The following is a 16,975-nucleotide window of genomic DNA, read 5'->3' on the forward strand; positions in this document are numbered from 1 at the left end:
ACAAGCTATAAAGCGGAGGAATGGTCATGAGTTCAGAAGTGTTTGCGCCGTCGGAAGAGGTTGTCGCGAAAACCAGCGTCACCGCTGAGCAGTATGACCGGATGTATCAGCGTTCGGTTTCGGACCCCGACGGGTTCTGGGGCGAGCACGCACTGCGCATCGATTGGATCAAACCCTTCACCAAGGTCAAGAACACAAGCTTTGAATGGCCCGACATCTCGATCAAATGGTTCGAGGATGGCCAGCTCAATGTTGCTGCCAATTGTATCGACCGGCATCTCGCTGAGCGCGGGGACACGGTCGCGATCATTTTCGAACCCGACGATCCCAAGGCGGATGCGCGCCATATCACCTATCGTGAGCTGCACGAGGAGGTGTGCCGGTTTGCCAATGTTCTCAAACAGCTCGGCGTTCAAAAGGGCGAGCGGGTGACCATCTACATGCCGATGATCCCTGAGGCGGCCTATGCCATGCTGGCCTGCGCGCGGATCGGCGCTGTGCATTCCGTGGTGTTTGGCGGGTTCTCCCCCGACGCGCTGGCCGGACGGGTCAACGACTGCGATTCCCGCGTCATCATCACCGCCGACGAGGGCTGCCGCGGTGGCAAGAAGGTGCCACTCAAGGTCAATGTCGACAAGGCGCTTGCGGATTCCCCGGGGGTGGAAAAGGTGCTGGTGGTCAGAAACACCGGTGGCGACATAGCCATGGAGGATGGGCGCGACGTTTGGCTTCACGAGGCGGCCGCCGGGGTCGAGGCGGTTTGCGAGCCCGAGCCGATGAATGCCGAGGATCCTCTGTTTATCCTTTATACGTCGGGTTCGACGGGTAAGCCCAAAGGTGTGCTGCATACGAGTGGGGGCTATCTGGTTTATGCCTCGCTGACCCATGAATTGACCTTCGACTACAAACAAGGCGAAGTCTTCTGGTGCACGGCCGATGTGGGCTGGGTGACCGGGCACAGCTACATCGTCTATGGCCCGCTGGCCAATGGCGCGACGACGGTCATGTTTGAGGGCGTGCCCAATTATCCCGACGCGGGACGGTTCTGGGACGTTGTCGACAAGCACAAGGTCAATATCTTCTATACGGCGCCGACTGCGATCCGGGCGCTGATGGGAGCAGGCAACCAGTTTGTCGAGCGGGCCGATCTTTCCAGTCTGCGGCTTTTGGGCTCGGTGGGCGAGCCGATCAATCCCGAGGCCTGGATGTGGTATTATCGGCAGGTGGGGCGTGAGCGGTGTATTGTGGTCGACACCTGGTGGCAGACCGAAACCGGCGGGTTCATGATCACCCCGCTGCCCGGCGCCATTCCGACCAAGCCCGGCTCTGCGACAAAGCCGTTTTTCGGTGTGCAGCCGGTGGTGCTGGAGCCGGAAAGCGGCAAGGTGATCGAGGAGACCGAAGCGTCTGGCGTTCTGGCTATCGCCGATAGCTGGCCAGGGCAGATGCGGACGGTCTATGGCGATCACCAGCGGTTCAAGGAAACCTATTTCCAGCAATACAAGGGCTATTACTTCACCGGCGATGGCTGCCGGCGGGACGAAGACGGCTATTACTGGATCACGGGCCGCGTGGACGACGTGCTTAACGTGTCCGGCCATAGGCTGGGCACGGCAGAAGTTGAAAGCGCGCTGGTCGCTCATCCGAAAGTGTCCGAGGCCGCCGTTGTCGGCTTCCCCCACGATGTAAAAGGGCAGGGCATTTATTGCTATGTCACGCTGATGGCCGGCGACGCCGGATCGGACGATCTGGCGGTCGAGTTGCGCAATTGGGTGCGCAAGGAAATCGGCCCTATTGCCTCACCCGACCATATCCAGTTCGCGCCGGGCCTGCCCAAGACGCGCTCGGGCAAGATCATGCGCCGCATTCTGCGCAAGGTGGCCGAGAACGACTATGGGGCGCTGGGGGATACTTCGACGCTGGCCGACCCAGGCGTGGTCGATGATCTGATCACCAATCGCAAGAACCGATAGGCCGTCTGGGTCTTTGGCTTTGACGCCGGGCTCCGCATTGGCGGTGTCCGGCGTTGGCATTTACGGGTTCTTCAACTGCTTGGGAGATAAAGGAAAAAGCGTTCGCGCAGTAAATTGCGGACGAAAGCAGGGGGCAGGACGTCCACGGTGGCTCGGGTTCAGCATCTCATTGTTGCGGCGGTAGTGTGCGCAACCATGCTCGTGGCGGTGGCCATGGGGTGGTTTGCCGCGCTCGATTCCGCCCTTCATGATATGCGATTTTCGCTGACCTCGCGCCCGGCCAGCGGCGATATCGTGTTCGTTGAGATCGACGCCGCGGCAATGGCGCAGGCCGGCAGCCGATCACGGGCACGCAGCGTTTATGCCGATGCGCTCGACAGCCTGATCGATGCCGGCGCGCGAACCGTGGTTCTCGATGTCGGGCTGCAAAGCGCCCTCGACTATTTCGATGACAATGCGCTTGTTCAGGCCATGACCAGGGCGGCGGGCAAGGTGCGCACGGTTGCTACCGAGACCCGTTCGTCCGCATCCACCCGCGTGTTGAGCATGCCCATGGACCGGTTCGCGGCTCTTGCTCCGCCCGTCTATATCGATGCGGTTGGCGGCAATCGGCGGTCGGCGGTCTATCGCACCCGTATCGTCAACGATGGCTGGGTAATCGAATCCCTGGCGACGGCGCTCTCTTCGGATCATTCGGTATCGCGCCCATCCTTTTTGATCGATTTTTCCATAGATCTTGCCACAATTCCGCGGACGACCCTGTCGGACGTGGTCGGGGGCAGCTTCGAGACGGGGCTGTTCAAGGGCCGGCAGGTCATTGTGGGCCAGGCCAGCTATTCGCAGCAATCGAGCCATTCGGTGCCCCGCTACGGGATGCTGTCCACTCCATCGCTGCAGCTTCTGGCGGCCGAGACTGTACGGCAGGACAGGGCGCTGAGCGATATGGGGCGCCTGCCGGCGATCATCATCGTTTTGGGCATGGCGGTGCTGTTTGCGTGTCTGAGGCCGCGCATGACGCTGGGCTCGGCTATTGCCGGATCGCTGGCTTATGCAGGCATGCTCGAATTTACCGCCCTGGCCATGCAGGTTCATGCGGGCATGCTGCTTGATACGGCCGGCATCCATATCGCGCAGGTTGGATTTCTGGCCATTGCGTTCTGGCATGAGCTCGAGGCCCGGGGGCGTTCGCTATCCCATGCGGCGCGTGAGCGCGATTCCATGCGCGGCATCCTGACCCGTGTCGTTGCCGACAATTTCGATGGGGTGGTGGTCGTCGATCACAACAAGTCGATCCGCGCTGCCAGCCGGTTGGCCGAAGAGCTGATATCGCCGGGGCTGCACGGCGCGCATATTGGCGATGTCCTTCCCGTACCCTTCCGTGAGGCGCTTGAAGCGGCGCTCGATAGCGGGCGGATGATGGATGCCGTGTCCGAGGTGGTCATCGGGTGCAATGGTGCGAGCCGGACTGTGGAGTTCGTCGTCACACTCTCGGATATCGATGCTGGCGAGGTGAGCGCGGAATCGGCCGGAAGGGTGGCGTGCCTTACCTTTAGGGATGTGACCGAGCGCCGACAGGTCGAGCACAGGCTGACCTATCTTGCCCAGCACGACCCACTGACCGGCGCTGCCTCACGGGTCAAATTCGTCGAGACGATCGGGGAGCTGCTGGCCACGCCAAACGGCCGGGTGCGGGGCGTCAGCGTCTATCTGATCGGGCTTTCGCGGCTCAAGACGGTCAACGATACTTTGGGTCACGCCTATGGCGATGCCCTGCTCAAGCAGGTGGTGGCCCGGCTGGAACTTCTGGGGCCGATCAGCGTGGCGCGGCTGGAGGGCAACGCCTTTGCCGTGCTGCGGGAGGGACTGCTGGGCGACGACGGCGGCATGGGGTTTGCCGAAGCATTGATTGCCGAGGTGGTGCGACCCTATACACTGGACGAGCACGGGGCCATCATCGGTGCCCGGGTGGGCATGAGCGATTCCGATCTTTCGGGCAGCGCGCCCGATGCACTGGTCAGCCATGCGGGCGTCGCGCTCTCGATAGCATCGGATCAGTCGGGCAATCGCGCCCTTGCCTTTTCCAAGGAAATGGACACGCGCATCAAGTCCAAGCAGGACATGGAAATCGCGCTGCGTGCGGCGCTGGCCCGTGAGGAATTTTCGGTTCACTATCAGCCTCAGGTGGATCTCGAGACCGGAGAAATTACCGGTGTGGAGGCTCTTGCGCGCTGGACGCATCCTGAACTTGGGTCGGTCCCACCGGGTAAATTCATTCCCGCTGCCGAAGAGACCGGGCTTATCGTCGAGCTTGGCCGCTGGATTCTGCATGCGGCGGCAAGAGAAGTGGCCAACTGGCCGCGTCCGGTGCGGCTTTCGGTCAATGTTTCTGCGCTTCAGTTCGAGCTCGGCGACATCATTGCCGACGTCCGGTCGGCCCTGGCACAATCGGGCCTGCCGCCCGAGCGGTTGCAGGTGGAAATCACCGAGAGCCTTCTGGTGACCGAGACCTCTCACGTTACCGAAAAGCTTCGCGTTTTGCGTGCGGAAGGGGTCGGGATCGCGCTCGACGATTTCGGCACGGGCTATTCTTCGCTGAGCTATCTGGGCCGGTTGCCGGTCGATACGATCAAGATCGACCAGAGCTTCGTGCGGGGTCTGCCGGGGGATGGGGAGGCTTCGGCCATCATCCGGGCGGTGCTCATGCTTTCTGAGTCACTGGGCAAACATGTGGTCGCCGAGGGCATCGAGAACCAGGATCAGGCGTGGCTTCTGCGCCTTGCAGGGTGCAAGACGGGGCAGGGGTATTTCTTTTCGCGTCCCGGCCCGGCTGAAGACATCGTCGTCAAACTGCTCGCCGCCGAACATGACAGGCTGTCCACAGTCATGCGCATGGGCTGATTTGTGCCCCAAAGTTGCGAAAGATTGGCCTGGCCGGTCGGGGAATCGGGCACATTTGCCCTTCCCGCCGCCCACAGAAAGCAGGCCATGCGCATTCTTGCCTCTCTTTGTCTTATCCTTGGGCTGATCGTGCCCGGCGAACCCGCCTCGGCGCAAAGCCTTGAGGATATGGCGGGGCAGATGGTCATGGTGGGCTTTCGGGGCAGTTCCCCCGATGCCGCTGGCGTGCGGGCCGTGCGTGAACAGATCGCGCGGGGCGAAATCGGTGGCGTGACGTTCCTGCGCATCAATGTGGACAGCCTTGCGGCGGTGAGCGGCATCAACCGCAGCCTGATCGCGGCGCGTCCATGGCTGCCGCCGTTCATCGCGCTCGACCAGGAGGGCGGGCAGATCGAGCGGCTCACGGCGGCAGTCGGATTTGATGAGATTCCCTCGGCACGCGCCGTTGCGGCCCAGACGCCGGATCGCGCCAGGGCAATCTATGCCGGTCTGGCCGGCGATCTGGCGCGGCTGGGGTTCAACGTCAATCTCGGGCCGGTGGTCGATCTCGATATCAACCCCGACAATCCGATCATCGCCCGCTATGAGCGCGCCTATGGCACTGATCCGGTTCAAGTTACCGCGCTGGCCTCGGCATTTGTCGAAGCGCATCGCGGCGCAGGCATGGCGACGGCGCTCAAGCATTTTCCCGGCCATGGGTCGAGTGCTGCGGATACCCATGAGGGGTTTGTGGATGTCACCGGGATGTGGCAGCCGGTCGAGCTCGAACCCTATCGGGACATGATCGATGCCGATCTGGCCGACATGGTGATGGTGGCCCATCTTTATAACGCCGATGTCCAGGGCAACGATGCCCGGCAGCTTCCGTCGAGTCTCTCACGCACCTGGATCGAGGGCGTGCTGCGCGACGAGTTGGGATTTGCCGGCGTGGCGATCAGCGACGATCTGGAAATGGGGGCCATCCGCTCGCGGTTCGATCTGCACGACACCGTTGTGGTGGCCGTGGAAGCGGGGATGGATGTCCTGCTGTTTTCCAACACCGCCGCTTATGACCGTGCGCTGGGCAGCGAAATCCATCAGATCCTTGTCGATGAAGGGCGGGCCAATCCCGAATTTGCCGACCGGATCGCGCAGAGCTACGGACGAATCCTGGCTCTCAAGCGCAAGATGGGCATGATCCCGTGACCCGGTTCGTGGGCCTGCTCTATTCGATCTCCCTGCCGGATGGAAAGCGCGTCATCAATGCACCATGGCGCGAATTGCTCGAAGCGTTGGGTCATAGCGACGTCAGGACGCTGCTGGCCACGGGAAATGTGGTGTTTACGGCTAAAGGCAATGACCCGCAGGCCATCGAGAAGACCGTCGAGCCGGCATTTGCCAAGGCGTTCGGCCGTCATATCGATTTCATCGTGCGTGAGAGCACCCGATGGGAACGGCTGGTGGCCGCAAACCCTTTTCCCGAGCAATCGAAAACCGACGGATCGCGCGTGGCGGTGCGCGTGATGCGCGAACCAATGGCGGCGGAGGCGCAAAGCCTGATCGAGGACCGTGCGAGGGGCGCCGAGATCGTGCGCGTGATCGATGGCGACCCGTGGATCTATTTCGGCGATGGATTTGCCACATCGAAACTGGCTGGCGTCCTGACAGCGGGGCGTACGGGCATTGGTACGTCGCGAAACTGGAATACAGTCAAAAAGATCGCCGACGCGCTGTAAGGTTTGGCGGATTGGCAAATTGGTGAAAAGCTGCTATTAGGTCAACATTACTGACGTTGTGGGGCGTCCATGGACATGTTGAACGGTTCTTTGGTGGCCGCATTCTTTTTGGCGTGTGCCACCGCTTCGTTTTCTCCCGGCCCGAACAATCTTATGGTCATGACTTCGAGCGCCAAGTTCGGTTTGGCGGCTACGGTTCCGCATGGCGTGGGCATCATGGTGGGGTTTCCCGTGATGGTGTTTGTGGTGGGGTTCGGGCTGGCCGGCGTGTTTGAAGCCTATCCCTGGATCAACACGGCCATGCGGTACGGTGCAGCGCTTTATTTCGTGTGGATGGCCTGGACAATGCTCGGCATCAGGATCGGCAATGCGCAGGGCAGCGAGCGGCCCATGCGGCTCCATGAGGCGGCGGGCTTTCAGTGGATCAATCCCAAAGCCTGGGCCATGGCGCTGAGCTTTGTGGCGCTGTTCGTTCCGGCCGGCGAGGGCAGGCTGGTCAACCTGTTGCTGGTGTCGCTGGGCTGTGCACTGGTCAGCGTCTTTTCGGTCGGGACGTGGATGGTGTTCGGGCGCGGTTTGATTGCTTTCCTGCGCAAAACGGGCACCGAAAAATATCTTGGCCCGATTCTGGCCGTCCTGATGCTGGCTTCGGTGGTCCTGTTCATCCTCTGACATAGAGGCCGGCCGAAACGATTTTGCCATCGGGGATCGCTCGTCTAAAGTGCCCGGGCCGCGCTGATGGGGAATCAGAATGCGCTTCAGGTAGGACAAGGTACTTTCTGCATGCAAGAAACGGGGACCGTCCGGCACGTCAGGGCGCTCTTTATCAGCGACGTCCATCTGGGGATGCAGGCAATTCAGGTCGAGGAACTCCTCAAGTTCCTGGCGATCCATGAGGCCGATACGATCTATATCGTGGGCGACCTGATCGATGGATGGCGTTTGCAAAAGGAATGGAACTGGCCGGCCGAGTACGATGCGCTGGCCAATGTATTGCTCGGCAAGGCACGGGCAGGAGCGCGCATCGTTTATCTTGCGGGCAATCATGACGAGTTCCTGCGCGATTATCTGGGCACCTATTTCGGCGGCGTCGAAATCGTCGATCGCATGATCCACATCACGGCGGACGGCAAGCGCTATCTGGTGATCCATGGGGACCAGTTCGACGTTGTCGTCGCCAACGCCAAATGGCTCGCCCATATCGGGGACTGGGCCTATAATTTCGCGCTGACCATCAATGCGCCGATCAACTGGGTACGCCGTCGTATGGGGCTCAGCTATTGGTCGCTGTCGGCCTGGGCCAAGCAGAAGGTCAAGAGCGCGGTTTCGGTCATGGGGCGGTTCGAGGAAGCGCTGTCGCTCGAAGCGCGCAATTCCAAGGTCGAGGGGGTGATCTGCGGTCATATCCATCAGGCCGCCATGCACCACAAATTCGGCATTCACTACATCAATTCAGGCGACTGGGTGGAAAGCTGCACGGCCATCGTCGAGGGCCATGACGGTGCGTTCGAGCTGATCCGCTGGAAGGACATCTCTGCGCCGCCGCGCAAGCGGCGCGGGCTGGGCCGGTTGCGGGCAAGCTGAGTTCTTACGAAATTGACGGTACTTGCCGCTTGCCAGTTCTGGTAGCGCGTGTGCATGGTCGCGTGTCTTTATCTCGCCTTCCGGATCCTTCCCGATGCTTCCGAGCCTGCCCGAGCGGCTGACGACGCCCGAAATGCGCACGGGCCTGTTCTATGCGGCCATGTATCTGCCGATCGGCGTCTCGACGCTGCTCTTGCCCGTGTGGCTGGACGGCAGAGGGATCGGGGAAGAGGAAATCGGCATCATCAGTGCGACGCCGATCTTTATCATGATCGTGCTCAATCTGCTTGTCGGGCGCGTAGCGGACAAGGCCAGCGACTGGCGCGGCGTAATCGTCGCCGGATCACTGGTCAGCGCAGTGGTGTCGCTGGGGTTTGTTTTTGTCGACGCGTTCTGGGGCATTTTGCTGTTCAACACCTTGCTGGTCATCCCCATCATGGCCATCGAGCCGGTGATCGACGCAGCGGCCATAAGGATGACGCGGCGGCGCGGCACCGATTTCGCGCGGGTGCGAATCTGGGGCACATTCGGCTATATCGGCGGGACGGCGCTAGCCGGATGGATGTTTGGCTGGGTGGGAATCGCCGTGTTCGTGCCGTTGCTGATTGCCACGGCACTGCTGCGCGGGTTATCGGCGCTGCCACTGCCGTTCTTCCGATCGCAAAACGGGGGCGGGCAAGCCGGTGCGCCGCTGGTGAGTGCGCCCGGAGCCGGCCAGACCCTGCGGCAGGTGGCCAGGCCGTGGTTCGTCCTGACGCTTCTCGGGGCGGCAATATTACAGGCCAGCCATATGCTGCTTGTCAGTTTTGGCGCGCTGTTGTGGCTCAGAGCGGGGGTGCCGGAGGCCGCGGTGGGCATATTGTGGATCGTGGCGCCGGTCTGCGAGATCGTCACCATGCTGTTCTTTTCCCATCTCGCACGGCGGTTTTCGGCCCGGCATCTGCTGCTCGCGGCCTGTGTCAGCGGCGTCCTGCGCTGGATCGGAATGGCGTATGCAACCGATGTCTGGCAGTTGGTCTTGTTGCAGGCGCTGCACATGATGACGTTCGGGCTGGCCTATATGGGCATTGTCACCTTCATCGCCAATTGGACGAGCGAGGAAATCGCGGCCCAGGCGCAGAGCTTTTATGTTGTCATGAAGCAGATCTGCTCGGTCGTTGCGCTGCTGTTTTTCGGGACGCTGGTAGCCCATTTCGGATTGCAGAGCTTCTGGGCGGCGGGGCTGCTTTCGGCGATCGGCGCAGGCATGATCCTGATTTCGCTCTCGATCTGGTCGACCAAAGCGCAAAACGAGTCGCGCCCGCTGTCACAATAGAGTTGCGCAAATCAGGCATTCGAACAGTCGCGAGCCAACAGCCTTGCGGTACGGTCGATGCATTCCGCACAAAAACCACTTCAGTTGCGCGCTCTGTTTATCAGCGATACGCATCTGGGTATGCGCGGCGCCCAGGCGGGCGCATTGCTGGATTTTCTGCAATCGGTCGAGGCCGACTGCATCTATCTGGTCGGCGATTTCGTCGATGGGTGGAAGCTGAAGAAGAGCTGGTACTGGCCGCCGGCCTGCAACCGGGTCATCCAGCATTTGCTCGACTGCACGCGCAAGGGCGCGCGCATCGTTTATGTACCGGGCAATCACGATGAATTCCTGCGCGAATTCGCAGCGCTCCGGTTTGGCGGCATAGACGTTCGCGAACGGGCCGTCCATACCGGCGCAAACGGGCAGCGCTATCTGGTCATCCATGGAGATCAGTTCGACGTCGTCGTGCGTCATGCGCGCTGGGTCTCGTGGCTGGGGGATATTTCCTACAATCTGGCACTGCGCGCCGCCATGCTGATCAACCGGGTGCGCCAGAAACTTGGCCGCCCGCGCTGGTCGCTTTCGGCCTGGGCACGGGCCAATGTGAGCCGGGCTGCAGCGCTCGTCGAGCGGTTCGAGACGGCGTTGGTGCGCGAAGCGGCGGAGCAGGGATTTGACGGCGTGGTGTGCGGGCATATCCATGCCGCGGCTATCGCCGACCATGGGAGCGTCACCTATCTCAATTGCGGTGACTGGGTCGAGAACTGCACAGCCATCGTGGAGACAAGGGACGGGCGGTTCGAGTTGATCCGCTGGGTCGAAAAGACCGTGCCCAGTTCCCAGGCGGTTGCGCCTCTTGCCCAGGAGGTCACCCCATGACGCGGCTGCTGATTGTATCGGATGCGTGGCATCCGCAGGTAAACGGTGTCGTGCGTTCGCTTGAAAACGTTGGCAACACGCTGGCGCGGCGCGGCTATGAGGTGAGATATCTCACCCCCGAGCCGTTCTGGACGCTGCCCTTGCCGACGTATTCGGAAATCCGGGTGCCGCTGCCATCGCTGCGGGTGGTGCAGGATATGATCGCCGATTTTGCGCCCGACCATATCCACATTGCCACAGAAGGTCCGCTGGGGTTGGCCGCACGAACACTTTGCGTGACGGGCGAGCTTGCCTTCACGACCAGCTATCACACGCGCTTTCCCGAATATCTGGCGGCACGCTTGCCCGTGCCGGTCGAGTGGAGCTATGGCTATCTGCGCTGGTTTCATGCCGCCGCATCGGCGACCATGGTGCCCACGCCCTCGGTTCTCAAACACTTGCGGCGGCGGTTCTTCCGTCACCTCGCCGTCTGGTCGCGGGGGGTGGACCTTTCAGCCTTCAGCCCCGGACCCAAGGCGATGTTTGCGGGTCTGCCGGGGCCGCATCTTCTCTATGTCGGGCGGGTCGCGGTCGAGAAAAACATCGAAGCGTTTCTCGAGCTGAAGCATCCCGGCACCAAAATCGTTGTTGGAGACGGCCCGGAGCGGGGGGCTCTCATGCACCGTTTTCCCGATGTCGTCTTTACCGGGCAGTTGACGGGCGCAGCGCTGCGGGATGCCTATCGCAGTGCCGATGTTTTCGTCTTCCCCTCGCGCACCGACACCTTCGGCAATGTCATGCTCGAATCCATGGCCTGCGGCACGCCCGTTGCTGGCTATCCCGTGATGGGCCCAATCGATGTGATCGGGACGGGCAAGGGCGGGGCGCTGGAAGACGACCTGGCGTCGGCCGTTAAGCGGGCGCTATCCATTCCGCGCTCCGAGGCGATTTCCAGAGCAAAGGAATTCACCTGGGAGGCCGCTGCCGACCAGTTTGCGCGGCGGCTTGCGCCGATCCGTTCCCGTGTCGGCATCGCTGCATAAGCCGAAACAAAAACGCACCCCTCAGGGTGCGCTTTCTCAATTCAAATTGGCAGGCCTCAGTTCAACCGGCCGCTGGCATGGGCGAGCATAGTATAGACCTTGCCACGGTTGCTCACGAGCTGGTTGAAGGTCTGCTGCATGCCATTGGGGCCGTTGGCAGCTTCGCCGAGCAATTGCTCGAATTCGCTCATATAGGCTGTTGCCGTGCGCGAGAATTCGGGATCGCGCTGGAGCTTGCGGCGCACCTCGTCGAAGGTCGACTGACCGGTGATTGTGTAGAGCCGGCGGTTGAAAGCGCCCGATTCCCCATCCTGATAGCGGTTCCAGGCGGCAGCGAGGGCATCGTCGTCGATGGCGCGGGCGATATCTTCGGTCAGGCTCGAAAGGTTCAGCGGGCGCTGGGTGCCGGCCTGCTGGCTGGCCGAAGCGTTGCGCAGGACATCACGCAGCCATCCGCCTTCCTGGGGTGCGGCGGCGGAGGCCGGCTGTTGGGAGGCGGTTCCGCGTGACTGGGTGAGCGCTTCGTTGAGCCGCTCGGACGGCGATTTTTGAGCCTCTGCCGGGCGTGGCTGGGTCATCACAGGTGCCTGCTGGCGCGTCGGCTCAGGCTGACGGGCAGGAGCGGGGCGTGCGGGCTGATGAGGTGCCGGTTCGGCCGACCGGGTCGGTTCGGCAGCGGCAAGGCGTGCCGAGGGCGTGCGCGGCGTTGCGCGGCTGGACACTTCATGGGTGCCCGGCTGGGCACGCACGATGGCATTGAGCTCGGACAACGCCTCGATCTGTTCGGCAACCACGCGGCGCATTGCCGCCGCGCTGGCCCGGGTTTCTTCGGGCAGGTCGAGTACGGAACGCTGCAATTCGTTGCGGGTCGCTTCGAGTTCCTGGCCGAGCTGAGATGCGGTGGTGCGCATGGCATCGGCGGTGTCGCCAAACCGGCGGGTAGCGTCCGAGTAAGCGCGCTCGATATCGGCGAGGAGGTCGGCCTGGGTCTGGCGCAGGGCGTCGCTGGCCCGTTGCCCTTCGCCCGAGGCGAGGTCGCCAATTGTCGAAATCTGGCCGGTGACGGCATCCGATGTCGAGGCAAGAGCCTCTTCCATGGCCTTGCGGGCCGCAATCAGGCGGCGCTCGGTCTGGTTGACCGTTTCGGCGATCGACTGGGCGAAACCGCGCAGGCGGCTGTCGATTTCCTCGGTGCGGACCGCAAAACCTTCGGCAAGCGATTCCATGGCGCCACGGCGGTTTTCCAGGGTGTCCATCGTGGAGTTGGATACTTCGGCAAGGTTGGCGGCGGCATCGGTGAAGCCGGCGGTCTCGGAGTCCAGCTTGCCCGAGAGCTGGCCGAACTGTTCGAGCATTGCAGACATGGTGTTCTGCAGCGCTTCGACGTGCTGGCTCATCATCGTTCCAGCCTCTTCGGTGCCGGCCATCGCGTCGCGAACGGCGCTCGTATAGGCCTGCGTCTGCTCGCCGACATTGCCCTGCAGGCGGGCCAGATTGCCGGTCGAGGCTTCCAGAACGCGCTGGAGCAGCAAATTGGCATCGTTGAGCTTGCGCAGCGAGTCGGTGATCTCGTGCTGAATGCGATTGGACGATTCCGACATGATGTCTTCGGCGTCGCGAGCATTGGCTTCGAGCGCAGCGCGCAGCAGGTTGGTCTGGCTGCCCAGTGCGTTGGTGAGCTGGTTCTGCTTGGTGTCGATGAGTTCGGCGAAACGGTCGGTGTGTTCGGAGACGATCCGGTTGATCTCGGAAGCCTTGCGGCCCAATTCGTCCGCCGTAGCGACGGCGCGCACTTCCACCAGATCCTCGATATGAACCGAGGCAACCTTGAGCTCTTCCATGGCCTTGCGGACCACCGCGTCCATCCGCATGGCGGTCTGTTCGACGTCGGCGGAGATGTTGGCCGTGACGTTGGCCAGCTTGTCGTTGAGCACCTCTTCGATCCGGCTGGCGCCGGTTTCAAGGTCGGACATGGACTGGCCGATGGCGCTGTGGATCGAGCCGGTGAGGGTGGATTCGATGCGATCTGCGCCGCTTTCGAGGTCGCGCATGGAATCGGTGATCGTGCCGTGGATGGCCTCGTTGAGGCCGGCCAGGCGCTCGGCGGTGATTTCGGCGCGGGTGGTGATCGCTTCGGGCAGGGTGCCCAGGCGGTCATCGACCATCTCGGTAATTGCGCTGCGGGCTTCGGTGAGGCGTGCTTCGACGAGGTCGGCGGCATCGCGGGCGCTCTGACCGACCGAAGTCGCGGCCTCGCCGATCCTGGCGGTGACACCGGATTCCGCGCCGCTGATCTTGTCGACTGCGGCGTCGATTTCACGGCCGATATTGGAATTGAGTTCGGCCACCTTGCTTTCGATGAGCTCGGACATTTGGGCCGAACGACTTTCCATCGTCTCGGTGACATTGGTCAGGCTGCCATCGATTGTGAGGCGGATGCGCTCGCCCGAAGCGTCGACCGCCGTGGTGAGTTCGCTCGTCTTGCCGGAAATCGACTCCGCCATGAGGCGGGCTTTTTCGTCGAGCGATTCTTCGAGGCCGCGGGCCTGGCCCGTGATCGAACGCTCGAGGCGTTCTGCGGACTCATCGATCAACCCGCCCATATAGCGGGTGCGCTCGGTCAGCGTTTCCGAGAGCTGGTTAGAGGTGATGTCGAGCATCGAATTCATCGCATTGGCGCGCTCGGCCAGGGTGTCGTCGAGCTGAGTGGTGCGCGCCGAGAGTGCGGTATCGAGCTGCTCGGTGCGCGCATCGAGCGCGGAGGTCAGCTGTTCGCTGCGGCTGTCGAGTGCCGAGGTGAACTGTTCGGTTCTTCCATCAAGGGCAGACGTGAAGGTTTCGGTTCGGCCGTCAAGGGCCGCCGTAAGGTGCTCGGTGCGGCTGTCGATGGCCGACGTCAGATTGCCTGTGCGACTTTCAATGGCCGACGCGATTTCCTCGGCGCGGCCATCAAGGGCGGCACCGATCTGTTCGGCCCGACCGTCAAAGGCGGATGTGAGCGCTTCGGTGCGAATGTCGAGGCTGGAATTGAGCGCGTCCGCGCGCGTGTCGAGTGCAGCGGACAGGGCATCGGTGCGCAGATCGACGGCCGATGTAATGGCCTCGGCACGCGCATCGAGGGCTTCGGTGAGGGCCGCGGTCTTGGCGTCGGCCATGGCGCCAAAGCTTTCGCCGCCGGTCTCGAGGGCACTGGCAAGGGCGCGGCCCTTGTCGTCGAGCAGTGTTTCGAGCCTGTTGGACCGCTCGGCGATCTCGGAGGTGTGGGCATCGAGCGAGGAGACGAGCTTTTCGCCCTTTTCGCCCACGATGGTGTCGACCTGGCCGATGCGGCTGTCGAGAATGACAGAGATTTCATCGACCCGCGCGTTGAGCTGGGCCAGAGTATCGGTTCCGGCCCGGGTCAGGATGTCGCGCGTCCGCTCGGTCGATTCCTCAAGCGCGCCATCCAGCCGCAGGCTCATGGATTCGATCTGGCTCTGGAGGGCGTTGGACTGGATCGAGAAGGTCTCATCGAGCCGATTGGTGATCCGGCTCAGGGTTGCCTCTGCCTCTTCGGCGCGGCTGGCGATCCCGTTGGAGACCGTTTCGCCCAGAGCCGTAAAGCTGGTCCCGAGAGCTTCGGAACGGCGCGAGAAATCCACGAGGATGGATTCGGTCGATCCCTTGAGGACGTCGCCGATGGTGGCCGATTTTTCTTCGATGGCCGCCGAAAACGAGATCGTGTGAGAATCGAGGGAATTGACCAGCGTGTTGATGCGTGTGTCGACCATCTCGGTGACTTCGCTGGCCCGCTGATCCAGCGCTTCGGTCAAGGCATCGGTACGACGTCCGAAGGCGGACTCGATGTTTTCCACGCCCATGCCCAGCGCGTCGGCGAGCGCTTCGGCACGGCCCTCGAATGCAGCCCGAACCTCGGCAACGCCGGTTCCCAGGGCATCGGCGAGTGCATCGGCACGACCGGCAAACGCAGCCTGTACGTCCTCGACGCCGGTGCCAAGAACCTTTGCAATCGCCTCCGCACGGCCCTCGAAGGCGGTTTCGATGCGCCCGACGCCGGCGCCCAGAGCGTCTTCGAGAATTTGGTTGCGGCTATCGAGCGCGTTGGTGAGATCGGCCGTTCTGGTGTCGAACAGGGTGTTGAGCGCGCCCGTCGTGTCGCTGAGCGCGGTTTCCACCATGTTTGAATGCCCTTCGAGCGCGATCTGGACGCTCGAGGCACTGGAGGTGAGTACGGTGTCGAGACGGTCGGTCGAGGTGTCGATGGCGCTGGCCAGCGCCTCGGCCCTGTCGGTCAGCGTGCCGTCGAGGCGGCCGGCGCTGTCGTCGAGCGCCATGATCAGATCGGCGGTGCGGCCCTCGATGGTTTCGGCAAAGCTCTGCGAGCGGCGCTCGAAGGTGGTTTCGATTGTGGTTCCGGCCGTTTCGATCGATTCCGTCATCGCCGTTGCGCGATCGGAAAGCGCCTGGGTGATTTCGCCGCCGGTGGTCTTGAGGCGGTCGGTGATCGAGGTGCCGATCTCGTTGAGATCGGTTGTTACATTGCCGTGCACGGCCGCGATGGCCTCGCGCATGCGCTCGGAATTGGTGACGACGGCGTCGCGCTGGCTGGCCAGTTCCTCGATCAACTGGCGCATGCGCGTCTCGTTGTCGGAATAGGTGCGCTCAAGGGCGGTCACTTCGTTGTGGACCATCACTTCGAGCTCTCCGGCGCGCGAGAGGGCGCGTTCAAGCCCGTCGCCGATGGCGTTGACCTCGCGGCGCACGGCCTGGCCGACGGTTGCGATCTTATGGGCGGCGGCCGATTCGGGCTCGGTCAGGCGCATGGCGGCCTGGGTCATCGAAGCGGCGGCGAGGCGCAGATCCTGGGCGCGGCGCACAAGGAAGGCAATGGAAATCATTGCCAGAATGGGGAGCGCGGTAATCGCGGCGAGGGCTGCAAAATCAAGGCTCTGGACGAACTCTGCGACCGAAAGCCCTTCGGTGAAACGCGGGCCATAGCGGAGCACGGCGATCAGGCCGACGCCGACCAGCCAGAGCAGGGACGCGGTTATGGCAAACCAGATCGGCGCGTTCGAGGCGCGCGACTGGAGGGCGTAAAGAGCGGATGCGGCGGTGGAGCGGTCGTCATTGGCGACCGAGGACGCCTGGGCGGCGATCTTGTCGGCGGCACGCAGGCGTTCGGTGTTGGTGGGGGCCTCGCGGCGCTGTTCGCGCTTGGGCTCGCGGTTTGCCGGCTGGCTTTCTACCTTGCGGGCGGGCTTGTCATCCATCGAGAAGACCGAGTCCTTGAGTGCGTTTTCGACAGCTGAAAACGCAAGCGCTGCCGGATCGTCCTTGGGTGGGGTCGACTTGTTCGCCATACTCTAAATACTCTTTACTCATGCGCCGCAAATTTTAGAAAAACGGCTTTTTCGGCAATACCTTGGCGGGGGCTAGCCGCTTCGGATCCATCGCCGGCCGGGATACAGAACGCGCGGAAAAATGCCCCGCAGTGATCCCAACAGCCAATTCTCTATCGTGAGTTATACACGGTTTGGGGCCATTGCTGAAATCTTTATTAAAAGACCGTTAACGATTTTTTTCGTGTACCCACCAGGGCTGAAAATA

10 protein-coding genes are annotated in these 16,975 nt (G+C 62.4%); 9 read left to right on the forward strand and 1 reads right to left on the reverse strand.

Features of this window, described 5'->3' with window-relative positions:
• Positions 1-26: 26 nt before the first annotated feature.
• The 9 genes from acs (at position 27) to V6617_RS07275 (ending at position 11,368) form a co-directional block, all read left to right on the forward strand.
• Positions 27-1,973, forward strand: a complete 1,947-nt coding sequence (gene acs / locus V6617_RS07235) for an acetate--CoA ligase (RefSeq protein ID WP_338610046.1) — start codon at positions 27-29, stop codon at positions 1,971-1,973.
• Between the two features lie 147 nt (positions 1,974-2,120).
• On the forward strand, positions 2,121-4,871 hold the full coding sequence (locus V6617_RS07240; protein ID WP_338610047.1) for an EAL domain-containing protein: 2,751 nt from the start codon (positions 2,121-2,123) through the stop codon (positions 4,869-4,871).
• Between the two features lie 87 nt (positions 4,872-4,958).
• Positions 4,959-6,056: a glycoside hydrolase family 3 protein gene (locus tag V6617_RS07245; protein WP_338610048.1), complete on the forward strand. Its 1,098-nt coding sequence runs from the start codon at positions 4,959-4,961 to the stop codon at positions 6,054-6,056.
• On the forward strand, positions 6,053-6,586 hold the full coding sequence (locus V6617_RS07250) for a DUF1697 domain-containing protein (RefSeq protein WP_338610050.1): 534 nt from the start codon (positions 6,053-6,055) through the stop codon (positions 6,584-6,586). Before V6617_RS07245 ends, V6617_RS07250 begins: the two co-directional genes overlap by 4 nt.
• Positions 6,587-6,655: 69 nt before the next feature.
• The gene (locus V6617_RS07255) at positions 6,656-7,258 is read left to right on the forward strand and encodes a LysE family translocator (RefSeq protein WP_338610052.1); all 603 of its coding nucleotides are present in this window, start codon (positions 6,656-6,658) and stop codon (positions 7,256-7,258) included.
• A 111-nt stretch (positions 7,259-7,369) separates the two neighbouring features.
• Positions 7,370-8,170 carry a UDP-2,3-diacylglucosamine diphosphatase gene (locus tag V6617_RS07260; protein WP_338610053.1) on the forward strand — a complete coding sequence of 267 codons (801 nt, stop codon included), beginning with the start codon at positions 7,370-7,372 and terminating at the stop codon, positions 8,168-8,170.
• A gap of 94 nt (positions 8,171-8,264) precedes the next feature.
• Positions 8,265-9,485: an MFS transporter gene (locus tag V6617_RS07265; RefSeq protein ID WP_338610055.1), complete on the forward strand. Its 1,221-nt coding sequence runs from the start codon at positions 8,265-8,267 to the stop codon at positions 9,483-9,485.
• Positions 9,486-9,542: 57 nt separating this feature from the next.
• Positions 9,543-10,346 (forward strand): UDP-2,3-diacylglucosamine diphosphatase, encoded by an 804-nt coding sequence (locus V6617_RS07270; protein ID WP_338610056.1) that lies wholly within the window; start codon positions 9,543-9,545, stop codon positions 10,344-10,346.
• Positions 10,343-11,368, forward strand: coding sequence for a glycosyltransferase family 1 protein (locus tag V6617_RS07275; protein WP_338610057.1), 1,026 nt, complete (start codon positions 10,343-10,345; stop codon positions 11,366-11,368). Before V6617_RS07270 ends, V6617_RS07275 begins: the two co-directional genes overlap by 4 nt.
• A gap of 56 nt (positions 11,369-11,424) precedes the next feature.
• Here V6617_RS07275 and V6617_RS07280 read toward each other — a convergent pair whose 3' ends face one another.
• Positions 11,425-16,728 carry a hypothetical protein gene (locus V6617_RS07280; RefSeq protein ID WP_338610059.1) on the reverse strand — a complete coding sequence of 1,768 codons (5,304 nt, stop codon included), beginning with the start codon at positions 16,726-16,728 and terminating at the stop codon, positions 11,425-11,427.
• Between the last annotated feature and the right edge of the window lie 247 nt (positions 16,729-16,975).

Origin of the sequence: Pelagibacterium nitratireducens (genome assembly GCF_037044555.1) — a bacterium.
Lineage (GTDB): Bacteria > Pseudomonadota > Alphaproteobacteria > Rhizobiales > Devosiaceae > Pelagibacterium > Pelagibacterium nitratireducens.

Excerpts from the sequence above, each read along its gene's own strand:
- V6617_RS07245 (WP_338610048.1), top strand. The coding sequence starts at position 4,959 with ATGCGCATTCTTGCCTCTCTTTGTCTTATCCTTGGGCTGATCGTGCCC.
- V6617_RS07260 (WP_338610053.1), top strand. The coding sequence starts at position 7,370 with ATGCAAGAAACGGGGACCGTCCGGCACGTCAGGGCGCTCTTTATCAGC.
- acs (WP_338610046.1), top strand. The coding sequence starts at position 27 with ATGAGTTCAGAAGTGTTTGCGCCGTCGGAAGAGGTTGTCGCGAAAACC.
- V6617_RS07280 (WP_338610059.1), bottom strand. The coding sequence starts at position 16,728 with ATGGCGAACAAGTCGACCCCACCCAAGGACGATCCGGCAGCGCTTGCG.
- V6617_RS07275 (WP_338610057.1), top strand. The coding sequence starts at position 10,343 with ATGACGCGGCTGCTGATTGTATCGGATGCGTGGCATCCGCAGGTAAAC.
- V6617_RS07265 (WP_338610055.1), top strand. The coding sequence starts at position 8,265 with ATGCTTCCGAGCCTGCCCGAGCGGCTGACGACGCCCGAAATGCGCACG.
- V6617_RS07270 (WP_338610056.1), top strand. The coding sequence starts at position 9,543 with ATGCATTCCGCACAAAAACCACTTCAGTTGCGCGCTCTGTTTATCAGC.
- V6617_RS07255 (WP_338610052.1), top strand. The coding sequence starts at position 6,656 with ATGGACATGTTGAACGGTTCTTTGGTGGCCGCATTCTTTTTGGCGTGT.